Annotated in this window: 16 protein-coding genes; 9 read left to right on the top strand and 7 right to left on the bottom strand. The window is 44.5% G+C overall.

Annotated elements, in window-relative coordinates:
- Both L1D11_RS16110 and mpl read right to left on the bottom strand, forming a co-directional pair.
- Positions 1-624: a flavin prenyltransferase UbiX gene (locus L1D11_RS16110; RefSeq protein WP_239831791.1), complete on the bottom strand. Its 624-nt coding sequence runs from the start codon at positions 622-624 to the stop codon at positions 1-3.
- A gap of 38 nt (positions 625-662) precedes the next feature.
- The gene (gene mpl, locus L1D11_RS16115; protein WP_239831792.1) at positions 663-2,021 is read right to left on the bottom strand and encodes a UDP-N-acetylmuramate:L-alanyl-gamma-D-glutamyl-meso-diaminopimelate ligase; all 1,359 of its coding nucleotides are present in this window, start codon (positions 2,019-2,021) and stop codon (positions 663-665) included.
- A gap of 274 nt (positions 2,022-2,295) precedes the next feature.
- Here mpl and fbp point away from each other — a divergent pair, with 274 nt between their 5' ends.
- Entirely contained in the window at positions 2,296-3,306 is a 1,011-nt protein-coding gene (fbp, locus tag L1D11_RS16120) for a class 1 fructose-bisphosphatase (RefSeq protein WP_239831793.1), read from the top strand.
- 88 nt (positions 3,307-3,394) lie between these two features.
- Here the strand turns inward: fbp and L1D11_RS16125 are convergent, their stop codons facing one another.
- The 3 genes from L1D11_RS16125 to L1D11_RS16135 all read right to left on the bottom strand — a co-directional run bounded on the left by L1D11_RS16125 (position 3,395) and on the right by L1D11_RS16135 (position 9,293).
- A complete protein-coding gene (locus L1D11_RS16125; RefSeq protein ID WP_239831794.1) occupies positions 3,395-3,751 on the bottom strand; it encodes a gamma-glutamylcyclotransferase in 357 nt (118 codons plus the stop codon).
- 74 nt (positions 3,752-3,825) lie between these two features.
- Complete coding sequence (locus L1D11_RS16130) at positions 3,826-7,584, bottom strand: translocation/assembly module TamB domain-containing protein (protein ID WP_239831795.1); 3,759 nt, start codon at positions 7,582-7,584, stop codon at positions 3,826-3,828.
- Entirely contained in the window at positions 7,581-9,293 is a 1,713-nt protein-coding gene (locus tag L1D11_RS16135; RefSeq protein WP_239831796.1) for an autotransporter assembly complex family protein, read from the bottom strand. The genes L1D11_RS16130 and L1D11_RS16135 overlap by 4 nt, the downstream gene beginning before the upstream one ends.
- Positions 9,294-9,485: 192 nt before the next feature.
- Here L1D11_RS16135 and msrA point away from each other — a divergent pair, with 192 nt between their 5' ends.
- On the top strand, positions 9,486-10,115 hold the full coding sequence (gene msrA, locus L1D11_RS16140) for a peptide-methionine (S)-S-oxide reductase MsrA (protein WP_239831797.1): 630 nt from the start codon (positions 9,486-9,488) through the stop codon (positions 10,113-10,115).
- 110 nt (positions 10,116-10,225) lie between these two features.
- On the opposite strand, the gene L1D11_RS16145 is transcribed toward msrA, so the two are convergent.
- Positions 10,226-10,426, bottom strand: a complete 201-nt coding sequence (locus L1D11_RS16145; protein ID WP_239831798.1) for a DUF1107 family protein — start codon at positions 10,424-10,426, stop codon at positions 10,226-10,228.
- Positions 10,427-10,678: 252 nt separating this feature from the next.
- Between L1D11_RS16145 and L1D11_RS16150 the strand changes: the two genes are divergently transcribed.
- The 7 genes from L1D11_RS16150 (at position 10,679) to L1D11_RS16180 (ending at position 16,316) form a co-directional block, all read left to right on the top strand.
- Entirely contained in the window at positions 10,679-11,230 is a 552-nt protein-coding gene (locus L1D11_RS16150; protein ID WP_171368767.1) for a YtfJ family protein, read from the top strand.
- A 91-nt stretch (positions 11,231-11,321) separates the two neighbouring features.
- The gene (locus L1D11_RS16155; protein WP_239831799.1) at positions 11,322-11,612 is read left to right on the top strand and encodes a DUF2607 domain-containing protein; all 291 of its coding nucleotides are present in this window, start codon (positions 11,322-11,324) and stop codon (positions 11,610-11,612) included.
- A 42-nt stretch (positions 11,613-11,654) separates the two neighbouring features.
- Entirely contained in the window at positions 11,655-12,338 is a 684-nt protein-coding gene (locus L1D11_RS16160) for a DUF2796 domain-containing protein (protein ID WP_239831800.1), read from the top strand.
- 140 nt (positions 12,339-12,478) lie between these two features.
- Positions 12,479-13,195: an ABC transporter ATP-binding protein gene (locus tag L1D11_RS16165; protein ID WP_239831801.1), complete on the top strand. Its 717-nt coding sequence runs from the start codon at positions 12,479-12,481 to the stop codon at positions 13,193-13,195.
- Positions 13,192-14,451, top strand: coding sequence for an FtsX-like permease family protein (locus tag L1D11_RS16170; RefSeq protein ID WP_239831802.1), 1,260 nt, complete (start codon positions 13,192-13,194; stop codon positions 14,449-14,451). Before L1D11_RS16165 ends, L1D11_RS16170 begins: the two co-directional genes overlap by 4 nt.
- A 13-nt stretch (positions 14,452-14,464) precedes the next feature.
- Complete coding sequence (locus tag L1D11_RS16175; protein WP_239831803.1) at positions 14,465-14,980, top strand: DUF3299 domain-containing protein; 516 nt, start codon at positions 14,465-14,467, stop codon at positions 14,978-14,980.
- A gap of 427 nt (positions 14,981-15,407) precedes the next feature.
- On the top strand, positions 15,408-16,316 hold the full coding sequence (locus tag L1D11_RS16180; RefSeq protein WP_239831816.1) for a TIGR03899 family protein: 909 nt from the start codon (positions 15,408-15,410) through the stop codon (positions 16,314-16,316).
- Between the two features lie 152 nt (positions 16,317-16,468).
- Here L1D11_RS16180 and cysC read toward each other — a convergent pair whose 3' ends face one another.
- The gene (gene cysC / locus L1D11_RS16185) at positions 16,469-17,089 is read right to left on the bottom strand and encodes an adenylyl-sulfate kinase (RefSeq protein WP_004738745.1); all 621 of its coding nucleotides are present in this window, start codon (positions 17,087-17,089) and stop codon (positions 16,469-16,471) included.
- Positions 17,090-17,099 lie beyond the last annotated feature (10 nt).

Here is a 17,099-nt window from a genome sequence, read left to right on the forward strand (position 1 = left end):
TCAATTACGTTGATCGTAGCCCCAACGTGGCACTAAACCTTGTTCGATACCAAGATGATCAAGAATACGCGCCACCATAAAGTCGACCAGATCTTCAATCGACTTAGGTTGATGATAAAAACCCGGAGCCGCAGGCATGATCGTCACGCCCATAGTCGAGAGTTTGTGCATATTCTCTAAATGCAGCGTAGAAAATGGCGTTTCACGAACTACTAATAACAGTTGACCTCGCTCTTTCATGACTACGTCTGCTGCTCGCTCAATCAGATTATCCGATAAGCCGTGTGCAATCGAAGCCAAACTTCCCGCGGAACATGGACAAACTACCATCTGCTTCGGTGCAGCTGAACCAGAGGCAACTGGCGAGAACCAATCATCTTTGCCACACACCACCAACTTTTGAGGGTCGCAGCCAAGGCGTTTAACCAAAGCTTGTTTGGCCGCATCTGGCCCAGCAGGTAACCTGAGATCATGCTCGGTCGCCAATACCACTCGCGCTGCCGATGAAATCAGCAAATAGACCTGATAATCGGCAGCCAAAAGGCATTCAAGTAAACGCAAGCCATAAGGCGCACCAGATGCGCCAGTGAAAGCAAGAGTTATCGCTTTATCGTGTTTTGTCATGTTCTCAATTACTTCAAATTATAAGATCGTAGGCGCCATTAGCCTTTGAGTGCCAAACCATCCAACAGTTTTTGGTGAATACCACCAAAACCACCATTACTCATTACCAAGATTTGGTCGCCCGCTTGTGCCTCTGAGACAATTTTAGCAACGAATGCATCCATGTCATCACTCACGAGTGCCGGTTGGTGACAAGCGTCCGCGACGTCTTGTACCGACCAATCAAGATTGTCGGGTTGGAATAAGTAGGTAGAATCCGCTTGCTTCAACGAATCAGCCAGTGTTTCTTTGTGCACACCACGTTTCATGGTGGCAGAACGAGGCTCTAAAACAGCAATGATCTTCTTAGTGTCGACCTTATTACGTAATCCGCCCAGAGTAAGTTCAATCGCCGTTGGATGATGAGCAAAATCGTCATAAACAGAAACACCTGCCACCTCGTCTTTAAACTCCAAACGACGTTTAGTGTTAATGAAAGTAGCTAGCGATTCGCACGCTAAATCTGGCGTCACACCTATGTGTCGTGCAGCTGCTATCGCCATCAAGGCATTGTTGACGTTGTGGTCGCCCACTAAATCCCAATTTACCGTTCCAACACATTCATTTTGGAAGTAAACCTCAAATTGAGAACCATCTTTGACGAGCTTCTTGGCATCCCAGTCGCCTTGCTCGCCACTCGATTCAGTTTCACTCCAGCAACCGCGAGCTAGAACATCTTGAATAGCAGCGTCTTGCTTAGGTGAGAAAATGCGGCCATTGCTAGGCACTGTACGCACCAAATGATGGAATTGACGCTTAATCGCTTCAAGATCGTCAAAGATGTCCGCATGATCGAACTCTAGGTTATTCATCACCAAGGTTCTTGGGTGGTAATGAACGAACTTAGATCGTTTATCGAAAAAAGCACTGTCGTATTCGTCGGCTTCTACCACAAAGAACATGCTTTCACCAAGGCGAGCAGAGATACCAAAGTTACCCAACACACCGCCAACTAAGAAGCCCGGAGCATAACCACAGTCTTCCAAGATCCAAGCCAGCATGCTTGATGTCGTGGTTTTACCATGAGTACCGGACACCGCCAGAACCCAACGGTCATGCAGCAAGAACTCTTGCAACCACTGTGGACCAGAGGTGTATCGAAGGTTGTTATCCAAGACATACTCTACGCATGGGTTACCGCGGCTCATCGCATTACCTATAACCACGAGATCCGGCCTTGGTTCTAGCTGGCTAGGGTCGAAACCTTCAATAATTTCGATCCCTTGAGATTCCAACAAAGTACTCATTGGAGGATAAACATTCGCGTCACTACCGGTAACCTTGTGACCTAGTTGACGAGCCAATACCGCAGCACCACCCATGAAGGTGCCACAAATTCCTAAGATATGAATATGCATAAATTGCTTCCAAACGCTTGGCTAAATAAACGGTGCCTAATTAAAACGGCTTGCACTCATTATCATTAAATGGCGGTTAAAAGCGAGCGGCAATGCAAAACAAATTTAGTCGACATAGTAAGTGAGATCTGTGTCGCTTAGTTCATTACCATTAAAAAGATCTAGCCTTTAGAATTTAGGTAAGCGTCTAGATGAATAAAGCCCATATAAGAGGCCAATTCTATAGTGCTCAAATCCCCCCCCCCTAATATTCAGAGAAGTTTAAGGAAATAACATGTCTGAGATGCGCACCCTTGGTGAGTTCATTGTTGCAAAACAAAATGACTTCCCCCATGCAAGCGGTGATCTATCATCCCTTTTGTCATCAATTCGTCTTGCTGCAAAAATTGTTAACCGTGAAATTAACAAAGCAGGTCTTGTCGATATTACTGGCGCTGTTGGTACAGACAACGTTCAAGGTGAAGAGCAACAAAAGCTAGACCTGTATGCTAACGACAAGTTTAAAGCCGCACTTGAAGCTCGAGATCAAGTTTGTGGTGTCGCGAGTGAAGAAGAAGACGAAGCCGTTGCCTTCAATAAAGAGCTCAACAAAAACGCAAAATACGTTGTACTAATGGATCCACTTGATGGTTCTTCAAACATCGATGTGAATGTATCGGTCGGTACAATTTTCTCAATCTACCGCCGAGTATCACCGATTGGTACTCCACCAGCACAAGAAGATTTCCTACAGCCTGGACATAAGCAAGTTGCTGCTGGTTACGTGATTTACGGCTCTTCGACCATGCTTGTATACACAACCGGTGCGGGTGTAAATGGCTTCACTTACGACCCATCACTAGGCACCTTCTGTCTGTCTCATGAAAACATGATGATCCCTGACGAAGGTAAGATTTATTCAATCAACGAAGGTAACTACATTCGCTTCCCTACAGGTGTTAAGAAGTACATCAAGTACTGTCAGGAAAGCGAGCCAAGTGATAATCGTCCTTACACTTCTCGCTACATTGGCTCTCTTGTATCTGACTTCCACCGCAACCTACTTAAAGGGGGCATCTACCTATACCCAAGTACAGAAAGCCACCCTCAAGGTAAACTGCGTTTGCTTTATGAATGCAACCCTATTGCCTTCATCATGGAGCAAGCAGGCGGTATCGCTTCTGATGGTGTACAACGTATCATGGACATCAAACCAACTGAGCTACACCAGCGTGTACCTTTCTTCGTTGGTTCTAAGAATATGGTTCGTAAAGTTGAAGAGTTTCTTGAGCAGAACCCAGACTAACCCTCTCGTTTCTTTCTCAACTTAATCTCATTAAAAAAGCCAGCATCGAAATGCTGGCTTTTTGTTGCCTCGCTAGGTGAATAACTAATTAGGAATCATTGTTCCGCTTACACCAGTCACCCGAAAGTATTTCTTTATTAGCTGTTAGATCAAGCTGATACAAATATACCCATGCTAATCCAAATATAGTCTCTATTTGCTCGCGACGATACTCAATAGGCACATCTTCTAGCCGATCGAGCGACTCCAAAACTTCGTCGTTAATCATATAGACCTCCCCAGCGACACTTTTCTTTCCTAAAATCATCGCTGGATAAGCATCTAGTTCAAAAAGATCGTATTCCTCAGGAGTCTCAAACCTACCTAGTAATTTACAACCCTTTAAATAATGGTGATTGGATTGGTCTTGTCTCAAGGTTCCATACACAAAAACAAGATGCTTCATAAATCCTCCACACGCCATTCACACGAGCACGGTAATGAATGGCTGATGTATTACCTAGGTGACTTCAAATAGCTTTACTCGAACTCAAATTGATATAAGAGGTCTACTGCACTGTCTAAACCAGAAACGGCTTCAACGTAGAGGTCCTGCATCAATCGATAACGAACAGTAAACTCACCAAGCGAGTTGAAGATACCCACACCATACTTAACCTGTAAGCCAGGAAGGATGTAACCACTTACCGTTACTTGTGAGTCGTCACCAGAGCCTGCGGTATCCAGTTGCAAATCTTGTACACCAAAGGCCTCACCTATCTCCCCAACGACCTTACCGCTCTTCGCTAAGCTCAAACCAATTAAAGTGGTTGTCATGGAGCCGCTCGACTCGCCATCGATATCTTGACCACGCAAGATGTAAGAAAGTGCATTTGCTTGCGGCATCACAGGGTCTGAATAAATCTCAATAGCAGGCTCTGTTGCCGGGCCAGTCACTCGAATACCCGCCGTCACATCATCTTGAGTATTGTCAGGATTACGGATCGCATTGATCGCTACATAAGGCTGATCCGGCGGACCGTTCATTAGAATCTTGCCCTCTTCGATCAACAGGTCTTGTCCGAATGATTGGTAAGTACCATCCACGATGTTCACTTCACCGGTGATAAAAGGGCCTTGGTCTTTTTGAGCAACATTCAGTTTACCGACCAAATCACCTTCAAGGCCGAAAGCGGACAGCTTAAAATCATCACCAATGGAGATATTAATGTTCGTCACGACATCAAATGGAATGGTCGATTCGCCCTCAGGTTGCAGATCTTTATTCAAAATAACTTGATCAGAAGAAACGCCAACCGCAGAAGGCGGCAAGTCTTCAACCACAATGCGTCCCCATGGTAATGCAATATCACCGGTAATTTTTACAAGCTCAGGCGTAACATCAATGGTCATGTCAGGGACGACCTTAACCTTGACCATAGGTGGAACATCCACCATCAATTCATCGGCAAACACTCTAACGTTCGAATGCCATGCTTGAAGATCTTGCCACTCACCAGAGCCTTCAATATCAAGGTGTCCATCTGGGGTTTCTACATTGGCATCTAGCTTTGCACTATAGCCATCAAAGTCGAGGTCAATACGACCATCTTTCACATCAATTGGGGTTACGTCGCCTTTAACTTGAATGCCGTCCACTGAAAATTGCCCGAACACTTGGGGATGCATCAAAGAGCCTTTTACCTGCAAGTCACTCGCAAGGTCGGCTTTCAACAAGCTGTATTCACCTAAAATAGGCTGCAAGAAATCCAAATGGAAAGTCGTCAACTTAATCGCAGCATCGACTATTTGATCTTGTGCAAGAATATCAGGTAGCGACACAGTACCAGACAGATCACCGTTATCAGAAACATCCAGTTTGAAGTCCGCATCTAGCTTGTTATCTTTCAGTTGAGCGTTTAGGGCAACGCTCTCCCAACCGATTGTGATTGGTTCACCGACTTGCTGTACAGCCTGACCTTTTGGCATATCAAGGCTTACTGTGACTTCTGGCTGACCTTGTTCCGACCATTTTGCGTGAGCTTTAACATTCACTAAGCCTTGTAGTTCAGTCTCTTTAGGAACAAAGGCTTTAATCTGATCGAAGTCGAACTGATTAATTGCGATCTTGACCTCACCCGATTTTCCTGCACGGATGTCTTCGTCCAGACACACACTCGAACTAGCTTGCTTCCAACAGTGCGCTTGAACATCAGCAAACTGCTTGTCGACATCGGCCTTAATAGAGACAGGTTGTTCAAGCACCCAAGGGCCTTGCTGAGTCGTGATTTTCACTCGGTCTAACGAGCCATTCCAGATAAGAGAAGGCTTTTGAATCAACCCACCAGAAATCGCCAAACTTGTCGATACGATGTCGGATATAACATCTAACGTCACAGTGTGCTTTTTCTCACCGCCACTTACCGTCAAATCGATACTTTCTACATTTTGTTCTTGATAACTCAAGTTCTTGGCTTTTAACACAAGGTCGGCTTGCGCTTCAGGTAATGGCAATGGAACCACTGAACCATTAAGAGATAGCGACTCCAGTGTTGCTTCGCTATTCCAATCCACCTTATTCACGTTCAGTGTTAGATCGACCTTGGGCTCTTGAGTAGGACCACTAAGTTGGATGTTACCAATCACTTGTCCTTTCAAGTCTGGAACACTTTTCACAAGCTCAGGGAAGTAAATATCAACGCCCATATCCCACTGCTTATCGAGCTGTCCCTGTGCCTTAATCGAATTCACACCGTGAGCTAAGATCAAGCCACTGGTTTTCAGCTTAGGCTCACCACTTGCGCTTCGATCAGACGCCGACAACTGGCCTTCAATATCCAATGGGTAATCACGCAAGATACCCTCAATATCAAGCTTAGGTAGCTCAATTGCCCAGCCACCAGCCTCGGTCAATTCACCCGATGTTACTATGCTACCACTGATATTACCTTCCGCTTCAGGCCATTGCAGAGCAGGTTGAATGTCTTTTAGGGATACATCCACTTGCCAATTAACAAGCTTTGCCCAGTTAGCTTTGACCGAACCATTGAGCTCACCGCCCAAGATGTTCAATTTCAGTCGCTCAAGCTCTATTTGTTCAGTGGTACCTTTACCCTGTAAGTCGATGGCTAGTGCAGGAATCTCCTTACCATCCGCTTTACCTTTAAGCTGAACATTAAAACCATCTAATGAACCGTCGGCTTTAAGGCGTTCAATTTCGGCTTGGTAATCGCTTTTACCAATTAGGGGCCATTGCGCTTGTCCATCTTCTAGCAGTAAATCAAATGGCAGCGTAGGCTCTAAAGGTTGAAGTTCTCCAGAGAGCTTGGCTTTTATCAAGTCAGAAAACTTCGAGTCGAGCTGCAGCTTAGCCACACTGCCTTGTGCTTTCAGTGATAACTTCTGACCAGCAAGGTCGGTTTCCTTCACCTTAGCGTCCAATGAAAGCTCTAAAGGATAGCCATCTTTAAGCTCAACCTTAGTAGAAAGATTCGCACTCGCCTGCGGCATGTCGAGCTCAAGAGTGGATACATCGACGGTGTTTTTTCCGGCGCTCGCTTCAAGCCCGAGATGATTGACAACGATTGGCGTCTCTTGTTCTAAGGTGAAACGGTTGAGATCAAATCGTTCTAGTACAACCTGTAATGGGATCCAGACCTCAGGCAGCTCTATCGCTGTTTTCACCGCAGGTTCCGGCTCAACTACTTCTGGCTTTGGATCTTCTGTTGATTCAGCAAGTTTAACTTTTAGGTCATTGAACAAGGTTGGCGATATTGTCAGCCTTTCACCTTGCATACTCAAAGCCGTTGAGAACAAGCTCCATTCAATCTCATTACCCAAGATGTTCAGCTTAATATCAGATAAAGCGATGCGATTGATGGTGATTGGAATTGGCGTTTTTACCGACTTAATAGGTGGCGTTGGCTCAGTCTCTTCTGTAGAGGCTGGAGGAAGCTCCGTAAAAGCAAAATCTAGCCCTTGAATTACAATGCGATCAACACACAACTTAGGGTCGAGCAAACAACGAGGATTAATAGCCAATACCAGTTTTTCCACTTTGGTATCGATATGGAGACTATCATCTTTGAATTGAACATTATTGAGCGTAAAGCTCGGGAATAAAGCACCTTTTGTACTTCCCACTTTAAGTTGTGGCAGAGCTTTTTCAGCGCCCCACAACACAGTGTTTAAGCCAGGGTTTGTAAACAATACAAAACCTAACAGGGCTATTAACAGCAGCAAAATGGACGTCAATGAAATCGACGTCCATTTTATGCACTTGCCCATCACTTTGATCATAACTCTGGTCCTAAACTAAAGTGCAATTGGAACTCATCACCTTTCTTCTCATCTAGACCCCACGCAAAGTCAAGGCTGACAGGTCCAACGGGTGATGCCCAACGAACACCAACACCAGTACCACGTTTCCACTCTGGTTTATCATTGAACGCATCACCAATATCGTAGAAGGCTGCACCCCACCAGTTTCCAACTAAACGGTATTGATATTCAAACGAGCTGGTTGCGATGAACTTAGCACCGGTTAATGCGTTACTTTCATCACGAGGAGAGATCGATTCATAGCCGTAACCGCGGATACTGTTGTCACCACCGGCGAAGAATCTTAGTGAGGGAGACAGCTTCTCAAATTCATCAGCAAAGTTCCCACCAAACTGTAGGCGGGTTAGACCACGGTGGTTGTTACCAATGCTACGAATCCATGCCGTATGTCCTTGAAAGCGTACCACCTTGGTTTCCGACAGTAAGGTGTCATCACCCGCTTCAACCATGATGGTTTGTTTATCACCCCACATCGGCATTGAACCACCACGCGTTCGAGTTCGTGAGAAAGCAATACCCGGCAACACGAATTGCGCTAAATCATCCTGCAAACCTTGCTCATAGTTTTCAACCAAGTATCGAATGAATACGGTGCGTTGCCAGCCATTGTCGAGACGCCAATATCTTTCTAGCGCTAAGTTTGATTCCAAACTCTTGGTATCGCGATTATCTAGGTTCTTCATCCCGTACTTAACTTGGTAATAATCGTTAAGCACATCATCTAATGGGATTTTATAAGTCGCGGTAATCGTCTGCTCAGGCTTGGAGATCGACAAGCTGCTGTTAAAGCTGTGGCCAAGCTCGTTAACCCAAGGTTTCTTCCATTTGAGTGTACCTTTCACACCAAGGTCGGTAGAGACACCAATACCCGTTTCAATCTGGTTACGCGCTTGCGGAGCAAGGCTGACCTTCATCGGAATTTCTCTGCCTTCACCTAATCGGCTTAAATCAGGCTCAACAAAAACCGAGGAGAACCAATCCGTGTTGGACAAGTTTTGGTTGTATTCCCCCACTTTAGTAATCGAATAGGGTTCACCATCTTCAAAGGTCTTGAGAGATTGAACCTTATCATCCTCGATTTGACTACCGGTCACTGTAGTTTTGCCAAAGTGGTAACGAATACCACTGTTGTAATGAAGGCGAACATAAGCACGATTCAATTCAGACGCAACCTCTAACTTGCTAACCTCATACGCGCCATCGAAATAGCCTTTTGCCAATCCGAGATTACGCATCGATGATTTCAAAGAGTCGTAATTACCATGATTCAAAATCGTGCCTTTCGATAGCTTGCTCTTGGCTATTAAAGCTAGAAAGTCTGAGTCATTTTTGGCTTCACCGCTCAGAACAATGTCTGATGTGTAGATACGAACAGGTTCTCCCTGTTCAACCGTCACCGTGAGCTCGGTTTCATCTTCAGAGTGGGAAAACGTAATGGTGGGTTGGTAATAGCCTAACGCATTGAGGGCTTCTTTAATCAAAGACTCCAAGCGAGACTGGAATCTTAGTGATACCGCATACTCTTCTTCAGGCACAGCACTCAGATAAGCATCTACGTTATCTTCAAGCGCCCCATCAAGCCCTTTAACTTCAAGGGAAACGTCAGCAAAAGCGAGCGCCGATGACAATAGAGTGCCAATCAGAACTGGTAAAGTTTTTCTTATCATGCTTAATTGGTGAAGAAGTTATCAATACGTTAATAATCAAAAAGAAATAATACCGCTAAAAAGGCATTGAGTCTGTAAGTAATCCTGCAATAACACGGTCTAATTTAAAGACTTATTTAATATGAACCAAGCGTTAATGCGCCCACAGTTCACAAAAGCCAACGTGGTCACGTATGCGAAAAGGAATATGACATGCTAAACAAACAACAACTGGTTTCCTCAGCCACCGCATTACCGGGAAATGCAGCTCCAATTCAAATCACTGAGCGCCATTACGTTAATCAAACTGACTTGCTAGCTGCCCCGGTGGGATCCCAACAAGAAGTCTTGTTAGGCATGGGATGTTTCTGGGGAGCTGAACGTCTATTTTGGCAATTAGACGGTGTGGTCTCTACATCAGTTGGCTACGCTGGCGGTTACACAGTAAATCCAACCTATGAACAAGTGTGTACCGGACAAACTGGTCATACAGAAGTCGTTCGTGTCATTTTTGATAGCGAGCAAACCTCTCTAGCACAAATACTTGAGACCTTCTGGGAACGCCACGACCCAACTCAGGGCATGCGCCAAGGTAATGATTTAGGGACACAATACCGTTCTGCTATCTACACCTTCAGTGAAGAACAACAGACCATTGCTGAACAATCTCGACAAAATTACCAAAGAGCGATTACTGCCTCTTTAGGCAATGAGATTACGACAGAAGTTCTGGCTGCAGGGAAATATTTTTTCGCGGAAACCTACCACCAACAGTACTTGGCTAAGAACCCTAATGGGTACTGCGGGTTGGGCGGAACCGGTGTTTGTTTCCCTCCACAATAAAGGGCAGTTAGGCTGCTCTACCTCAAACGATATCCATTAAAAATGGCTTCCACTCGGAAGCCCTTTTCATTGTTAATCTATTTGAAGTAAGACCAATCAATAAAGCTTAATTACATCGGCAGAGTAGCAATTGTGCCGTTCACTTCTCTAAAAATAGTGAGCTTTTGTTTGTCTGAAACTTCAGGAGGCAGCACTTTACCATAGTCGAAACGAAACTCTCCGACACCTTCGATGGCAAACTGGCCTTTGAATAGGACTTTAACGAAACGCGCCACCTGATGTGGGCGGTAAGTAGAAAATTTTCTTAACATATTAAAACCTCAATTCCATTTGAGTACTACAGTCACGCACCTGAACACTGGCGAGTTCAAAGCACATTTAATCGCTAATTCCTTTAGCAAGCAGCAAGATAATCTATTGTTCATCTTGATATCGTTGCATTATACCCTTTAGTAACAAGCCTGCAACTTATTTCTACGTCGTACGATAAAAAAGTTAAAGAGGCATTTTTCAAATTTCATATTATACTTTCAATGCAAACCAACAAGCGGAACAAATATATAATGAAAAACAAAACTCTACTGGCTTTATTAGCCGCAGCCTCTCCACTCTTCGCCAATGCTCATAACTTATCTGTAGGTTCAACTCTTCCTGCCGTTGACGTTAGTAACTATGGTGAAATCGTTCTAAAAGACGGAGCTACAGAATATCAAGCTTGGGCAACCAAGGATCTTCTGGGTAAAGTTCGTGTCGTTCAAGCTATCGCAGGCCGCAGCAGCTCAAAAGAGCTTAATGCACCACTGATGGCAGCTATCACAGCATCGAAGTTTTCAGAAGACAGCTACCAAACTACGACCATTATCAACCAAGATGATGCGATTTGGGGCACAGGCTCTTTTGTAAAATCATCAGCAGAAAGCAGCAAAGAAGAATTTCCATGGTCTTCTATGGTTCTTGATGAAAGTGGCACCGTTGCTTCGTCATGGGCTCTAAAAGAAGAGAGCTCAGCGATTATCGTGCAAGACAAACAAGGTAAGATCTTGTTTGTAAAGGAAGGCGCACTTAACGAATCAGAGGTAACGCAAGTTATTGAATTGATTAAAGCCAGCCTTTAATCATATATTCGCGTCTTTTTTCGAGACCTTATCAAAGGATATTGTTATATTATAACAGTATCCTTTTTTAATTCTGTGGTCAATCATCCTCATGTGGCAAAACACACCCAACAATGTGAAACGCAAAACAAGCTTCTTGCTCGGGCTAATGCTCATGCTAAGCGTGTTAGCAGCGACACATATAGTGGATATTGACCCGGAGCACCACACTTCGCATCACTGTGAGCTGTTTTCCATAAATCAGTTCATTACTGCGCACTCGCTACCACAAGTTCCAGAGTTTCATTCAGAGTTTACTGCCGTTATCACAGACTCAGTAGCCTCACTGCAGCGCCACTATTTCGCCTATCTGGCGCGCTCTCCTCCTGTCAAAATTACTTAATTACCACTACTTTTTAATTAACCTTTATTCAGGAAAAAAAACATGAAACCTTCTATTTTAGCCGTTGTTATCGGTATGACTGTCTCTACTACTGCTCTAGCTAATGAGGAGTTCCGTTCTCACGGTGCACACGAACACGGACATGTTGAAGTAAACATCGCTCAAGACGGACAAGAACTGCTTGTTGAAGTAACTGCACCAGGTGCAGATGTAGTTGGCTTTGAGCACGCTCCAGAAACAGCAGAGCAAAAGAAAGTATTTGAGCAAGCTATTGCACAACTTAACAAGCCAGACGAGCTATTTAGCTTTAACAACGCGAACTGTACGTTGAAGTTCAAGTCAGTGACAAACACGTTAGAAGGCGATCATGATGATCACGAAGGTCATGACCATGCTGAACACGATCATCATGACCACGAAGGCCATGACCATGCTGAGCACGATCATCATGACCACAAAGACCATGACCACGCTGAACACGATCATGACGACCACGAAGGTCACGACCACCACGATCATGAAGGTCATGACCACTCTGAAGGTGGCCACGGTGAGTTCACTGTTGAGTACCACTACCAATGTTCAGATGTAGCTAAGCTAGACACAGTTAGCACTCAGTGGTTCTCTAAGTTCAGCAACACTGAAAAAATGACGGTGAACCTACTAACAGATACAGCTCAAGTACAAGAAGTACTTAACGCAGAGCGTATTAGTTTCCGATTCTAATCACTACTAGATCGGATTAAACGTAAAACAAACAGCCAAGTAAGTGCCTACTTACTTGGCTGTTCAAATCGGTGTGCTATGGGAATTTATGTTGCTAACTGCTGACCAGTAGATACACCGCTTTAATTATTGGAGCTAGCATGTCTTTTGACAGTTCATCACTTGTGGTCAAACTCGAAAATATCAGCTTTCGTTGGAAACCAGAATTACCCCCAACTCTAGAAATCCCTTCTCTGCATATCCAAGCCCAAGAGCACCTCTTCATAAAAGGGCCAAGTGGCTGTGGCAAGTCAACATTATTAGGGTTACTGACTGGCATAAACCAAGCAGAGCAAGGCGAAGTCTCTATTTTAGGTCAAGATCTGACTCAGCTAACACCTCGCCAAAGAGACACGTTTAGAGCCGATCATATTGGTTATATTTTCCAACACTTTAACCTTCTTCCTTATTTATCAGTGATCGATAACGTCACGCTTCCTTGCCAATTCTCAAAAACACGTAAGCAGCAAGTCACAGAAAGTAAGAACAGCCTGCAAGCCACTGCTCAAGATTTATTGTTACGACTAAAGCTGCCTCAAGCCCTAATGAACAAACCTGTTACTGAGTTGAGTATTGGCCAGCAACAGCGTGTTGCCGCTGCCCGTGCTCTTATGGGGCAACCTAAAATCATCATTGCAGATGAACCTACCTCGGCACTCGATCATGACAACCGAGAAGCCTTTATCGAACTGTTGCTAGAACAAGCAAATCAAGCAGGCTCTACTCTGATATTTGTCAGCCATGATCCAACATTAGAAAAACTGTTCACTCGAACCATAGATTTAAAAACCGTTAACCAAGCTAAGGTTGTCGTATGAAAGTAATTACTCACTTAGCCCTAAAAAGTGTACTCAACCGTAAAGCTACGGCTATTCTCACAATCCTTACTGTGGCAGTCTCGGTTATTCTATTACTCGGTGTAGAACGTGTTAGAACCGAAGCCAAGAGCAGCTTTGCTAATACCATTTCAGGCACTGACCTTATCGTTGGTGGCCGCTCAGGTCAGGTAAACCTTCTGCTCTACTCTGTATTTAGAATCGGTAATGCGACCAACAATATCGACTGGAAAAGCTATCAAGAATTTAGCCAACACAAAGCCGTAAAGTGGGCGATCCCTATTTCATTGGGTGATTCTCATAAAGGCTTCCGTGTGATGGGTACTAACCATAGCTACTTTGAAAACTACCGCTATGGAAGTAAGCAACCACTTACTTTCCAGCAAGGTAAAGAGTTTAATGCGCTATTTGATGTAGTGATTGGTGCCGATGTCGCGAAAAAGTTAGATTACAAGATTGGTGATCAAATCATTCTTGCACACGGTATCAGTGATGTGGCGTTCAGCCGTCACGATAACCTGCCCTTCAAGATTGTCGGAATACTCGCACCAACAGGAACGCCAATAGACAAAACCGTGCATGTATCGTTAGAAGCAATCGAAGCGATTCACGTTGGTTGGGAGTCAGGTGCCAACCTAGGCCACACCCCAGATGCCGAAACCTTGAAAACCTACGATTTCCAACCTCAGCAAATCACAGCGATGATGCTTGGACTGAACTCGAAGATTCAAACCTTCGCACTGCAAAGAGAAATCAATAACTACCGTCAAGAGCCATTGAGCGCAATTATGCCGGGCATTGCTCTGCATGAATTATGGGGCATGATGGCCGTCGCAGAACAAGCATTGCTGATTGTTTCAGGGTTTGTTGTCGTTGCCGGTTTACTGGGGATGCTAAGTAGCTTACTGACTAGCTTACAAGAGCGACGTCGAGAGATGGCTATTCTGCGTGCGATGGGCGCAAGGCCTCGTCATGTGTTTGGTCTATTGATTAGTGAAGCCAGTGCCCTGACCTTCTTAGGCATAACATTGGGCGTTGCAGTGTTGTTTGCTCTGATCGCAGTAGTTGCTCCTATTGTGCAACAAAGTTATGGTATCAACATCTCGATATCTGCGATTACACCACACGAGTGGAAATTGCTTATGCTGGTGCAAATTGCCGGAATAATTATCGGCTTCATTCCCGCTTTCAGGGCTTACCGTCAGTCATTGTCTGATGGCATGACAATTCGAATCTAAATAGGAAACTACGATGCAACGCAAATTCCTACTGATATTTGGGCTACTAATGTTCCCATTTATGAGTACAGCTCACGCTGAAGCACCTCAGAATGAGGAATCAGTATTAACACTCGAATGGATTGATTTAATTCCAGAATCAGAGCGCGCTAAACTAGATTCGTTTGGCATGCCAATGGTTGACCATAACAGCATGGAGAAACCTCAACAGTCGACTCAAGGCGCAGTTCGCCCCGAGCTAAATGGCAGTAAGGTTAAGATCCCAGGCTTTGTGATCCCATTGGAAGGCGATGAGAATATGATCACTGAGTTTCTATTGGTGCCATATTTTGGAGCATGTATCCACGTGCCACCACCGCCACCAAACCAAATCATCTACGTTAAGTTCCCTAAGGGAGCACCAATCCAGCAATTATGGGATGTTATCTATTTGGTAGGTACGCTGAAAACAGAATCGATCAGTCACGATTTAGCACAAACAGGCTATCTGATTGAAGGGACTGCGATAGAAGAATACGACGACATGTAGTCGTTTGGAGGGTGGCTCAGCAATGAGCCGCCGTCACTGAATAAACAAAATTATTCAATAACAGTTTAATAACGATATTGTTCCTCTAAGTTACGCAATATAATTAGATAAATAAGCTAGCACACCCACATAAGTCGCGAGTAATAAACCTATACCAAGCTGCTTTTTCAGCTTGTTATCATTGACTTGATTCATAACTCCTCCTTGATAATTACAACAAATTTAACATTTTATTATCATTATCAAAAGTAAAATTTTGTTGAAGTCTTCAACTCTGCACGCAAAATATAGCCACCAATCAGATAAAGAGTTACATTTTAGACAGTTATACCAATCACAGTAAGTAATCAGAAATAGCGTTCTAACAAGCTAGGGCGAGCAATGAATGACTACGATTGGTATTGATTCGTCTCCTAACGGTACTCTTATGTCAGAAACCAAACAGCCAGTAATCATTGAGCATGCTAGCGATACACAGCATAAGCATGAGAAAAAGCCTCATATTGCCGACAGTGCTAGTCGAATGCTGCACATTGCCCAAAGCTTCGGTTTAGATTCCTTAATCAGTCAAAGTAACAAAGCGAACGATAAAGCCGCTAGCACACTGATCGAGCGAGCGTTATTACGAGAGAAGAAACGCAAGGAATTGCGCCAGAAGAACTTAGAGCAAGTCCTGAAACTGGCACATTCTTCATGTAAAGATGAGGCGGCTGGCGACCCGGATCAGGACTGGTTATATCGCTTTTTCGATATGGCACAAGAGATCCACAATACGTCGATGCAAAGGCTTTGGGCTCAGGTACTGAAACGAGAGGTCACTAACCCAGGTTCTACGTCGATGAAGGCGCTGCAAATCCTAAAAGATATGACACCAAAGGAAGCTCTGACCTTACAAAGAGCCGCTTCACTGGGTTGTAGCTTTGGCAGCGACAACAGTAAAAAGCTGTTGCTTGGTTTTAAATCTCACGCAGGGCTATTTAGTTTTGGTAAAAGAGACACCACCAACACCATTAACCTTGGTGGGCATAACCTTCCCTACTCTAGCCTTCTCCACCTGATTGAACTTGGCATTATTCTAGGCACGGAATTAGAGTCTGGAGAGATCGACTTCGACCCAGCATTACATCTGACGTACCAAGGCAAAAGTATGTCATTAGCGCCGCTATCAAAAGGCGTTAAGTTGGTGTACTACCGGTTTAGCCCTACAGGCAATGAACTGTGTGCGCTACTAGGCAATAAACCTAACATGCCTTATTACGACCAATTGGTTGCCCTACTGAGTCAGAAGTTCACGGTTCAAACCGAGGTGAAAAGCAGTGTGAACTACACCGTCTAGATAATAGAGTCTAGGAAATAGACGGTGTAAAAAGTGAAGAGTATTGAGAGAAACAAAGATAATCTAGAGGGTAGGTTTCTTGTCTCGGTAGATTAAGGCTGCATTGCTTTTAGCGAACATGCCCATGCGCAGCCTTAATCATACCAACGATCTCAATTGGCTAAAATGTTACGCTTCTCTAACGCATCAATGCACAACTCGACCAATTCATCGATCGTCTTCTCTCCTGCAGGTAGATCAATCTCAGGGTTTTGTGGCGCTTCGTAAGTCGAGCTAATTCCCGTGAAATTAGGAATCTCTCCCGCACGTGCTTTCTTATACAAACCTTTAGGGTCGCGTTGTTCGCAAACCTCTAATGGCGTATTCACAAACACTTCAAGAAACTCTCCTTCAGGCAGTAAGTCGCGTACTAGTTGTCTTTCCGCTTGGTGAGGAGAAATAAATGCAGATAGTACAATCAAACCAGCATCAGCCATCAATTTAGCTAACTCACCAATACGACGAATATTCTCTCGGCGGTCTTGCTCAGAAAAGCCAAGGTCACTACACAAACCATGACGAACATTGTCACCATCCAGCAAATAGGTATGGTAACCCAGTTGCGCCAAACGATTCTCTAGCGCACCTGCCACTGTCGACTTACCAGAACCAGACAGCCCAGTGAACCAAAGCACAGCAGGCTTTTGTGATTTCAGATCCGCGCGGAATGCTTTATCAATCGAGTGTTGATGCCACACAACATTCTCATCTTTGTGTTTGAGTACTGCGGTCATAAATAGTCCT

It is taken from the genome of Vibrio sp. Isolate32 (assembly GCF_022397955.1).
Classification (GTDB): domain Bacteria; phylum Pseudomonadota; class Gammaproteobacteria; order Enterobacterales; family Vibrionaceae; genus Vibrio.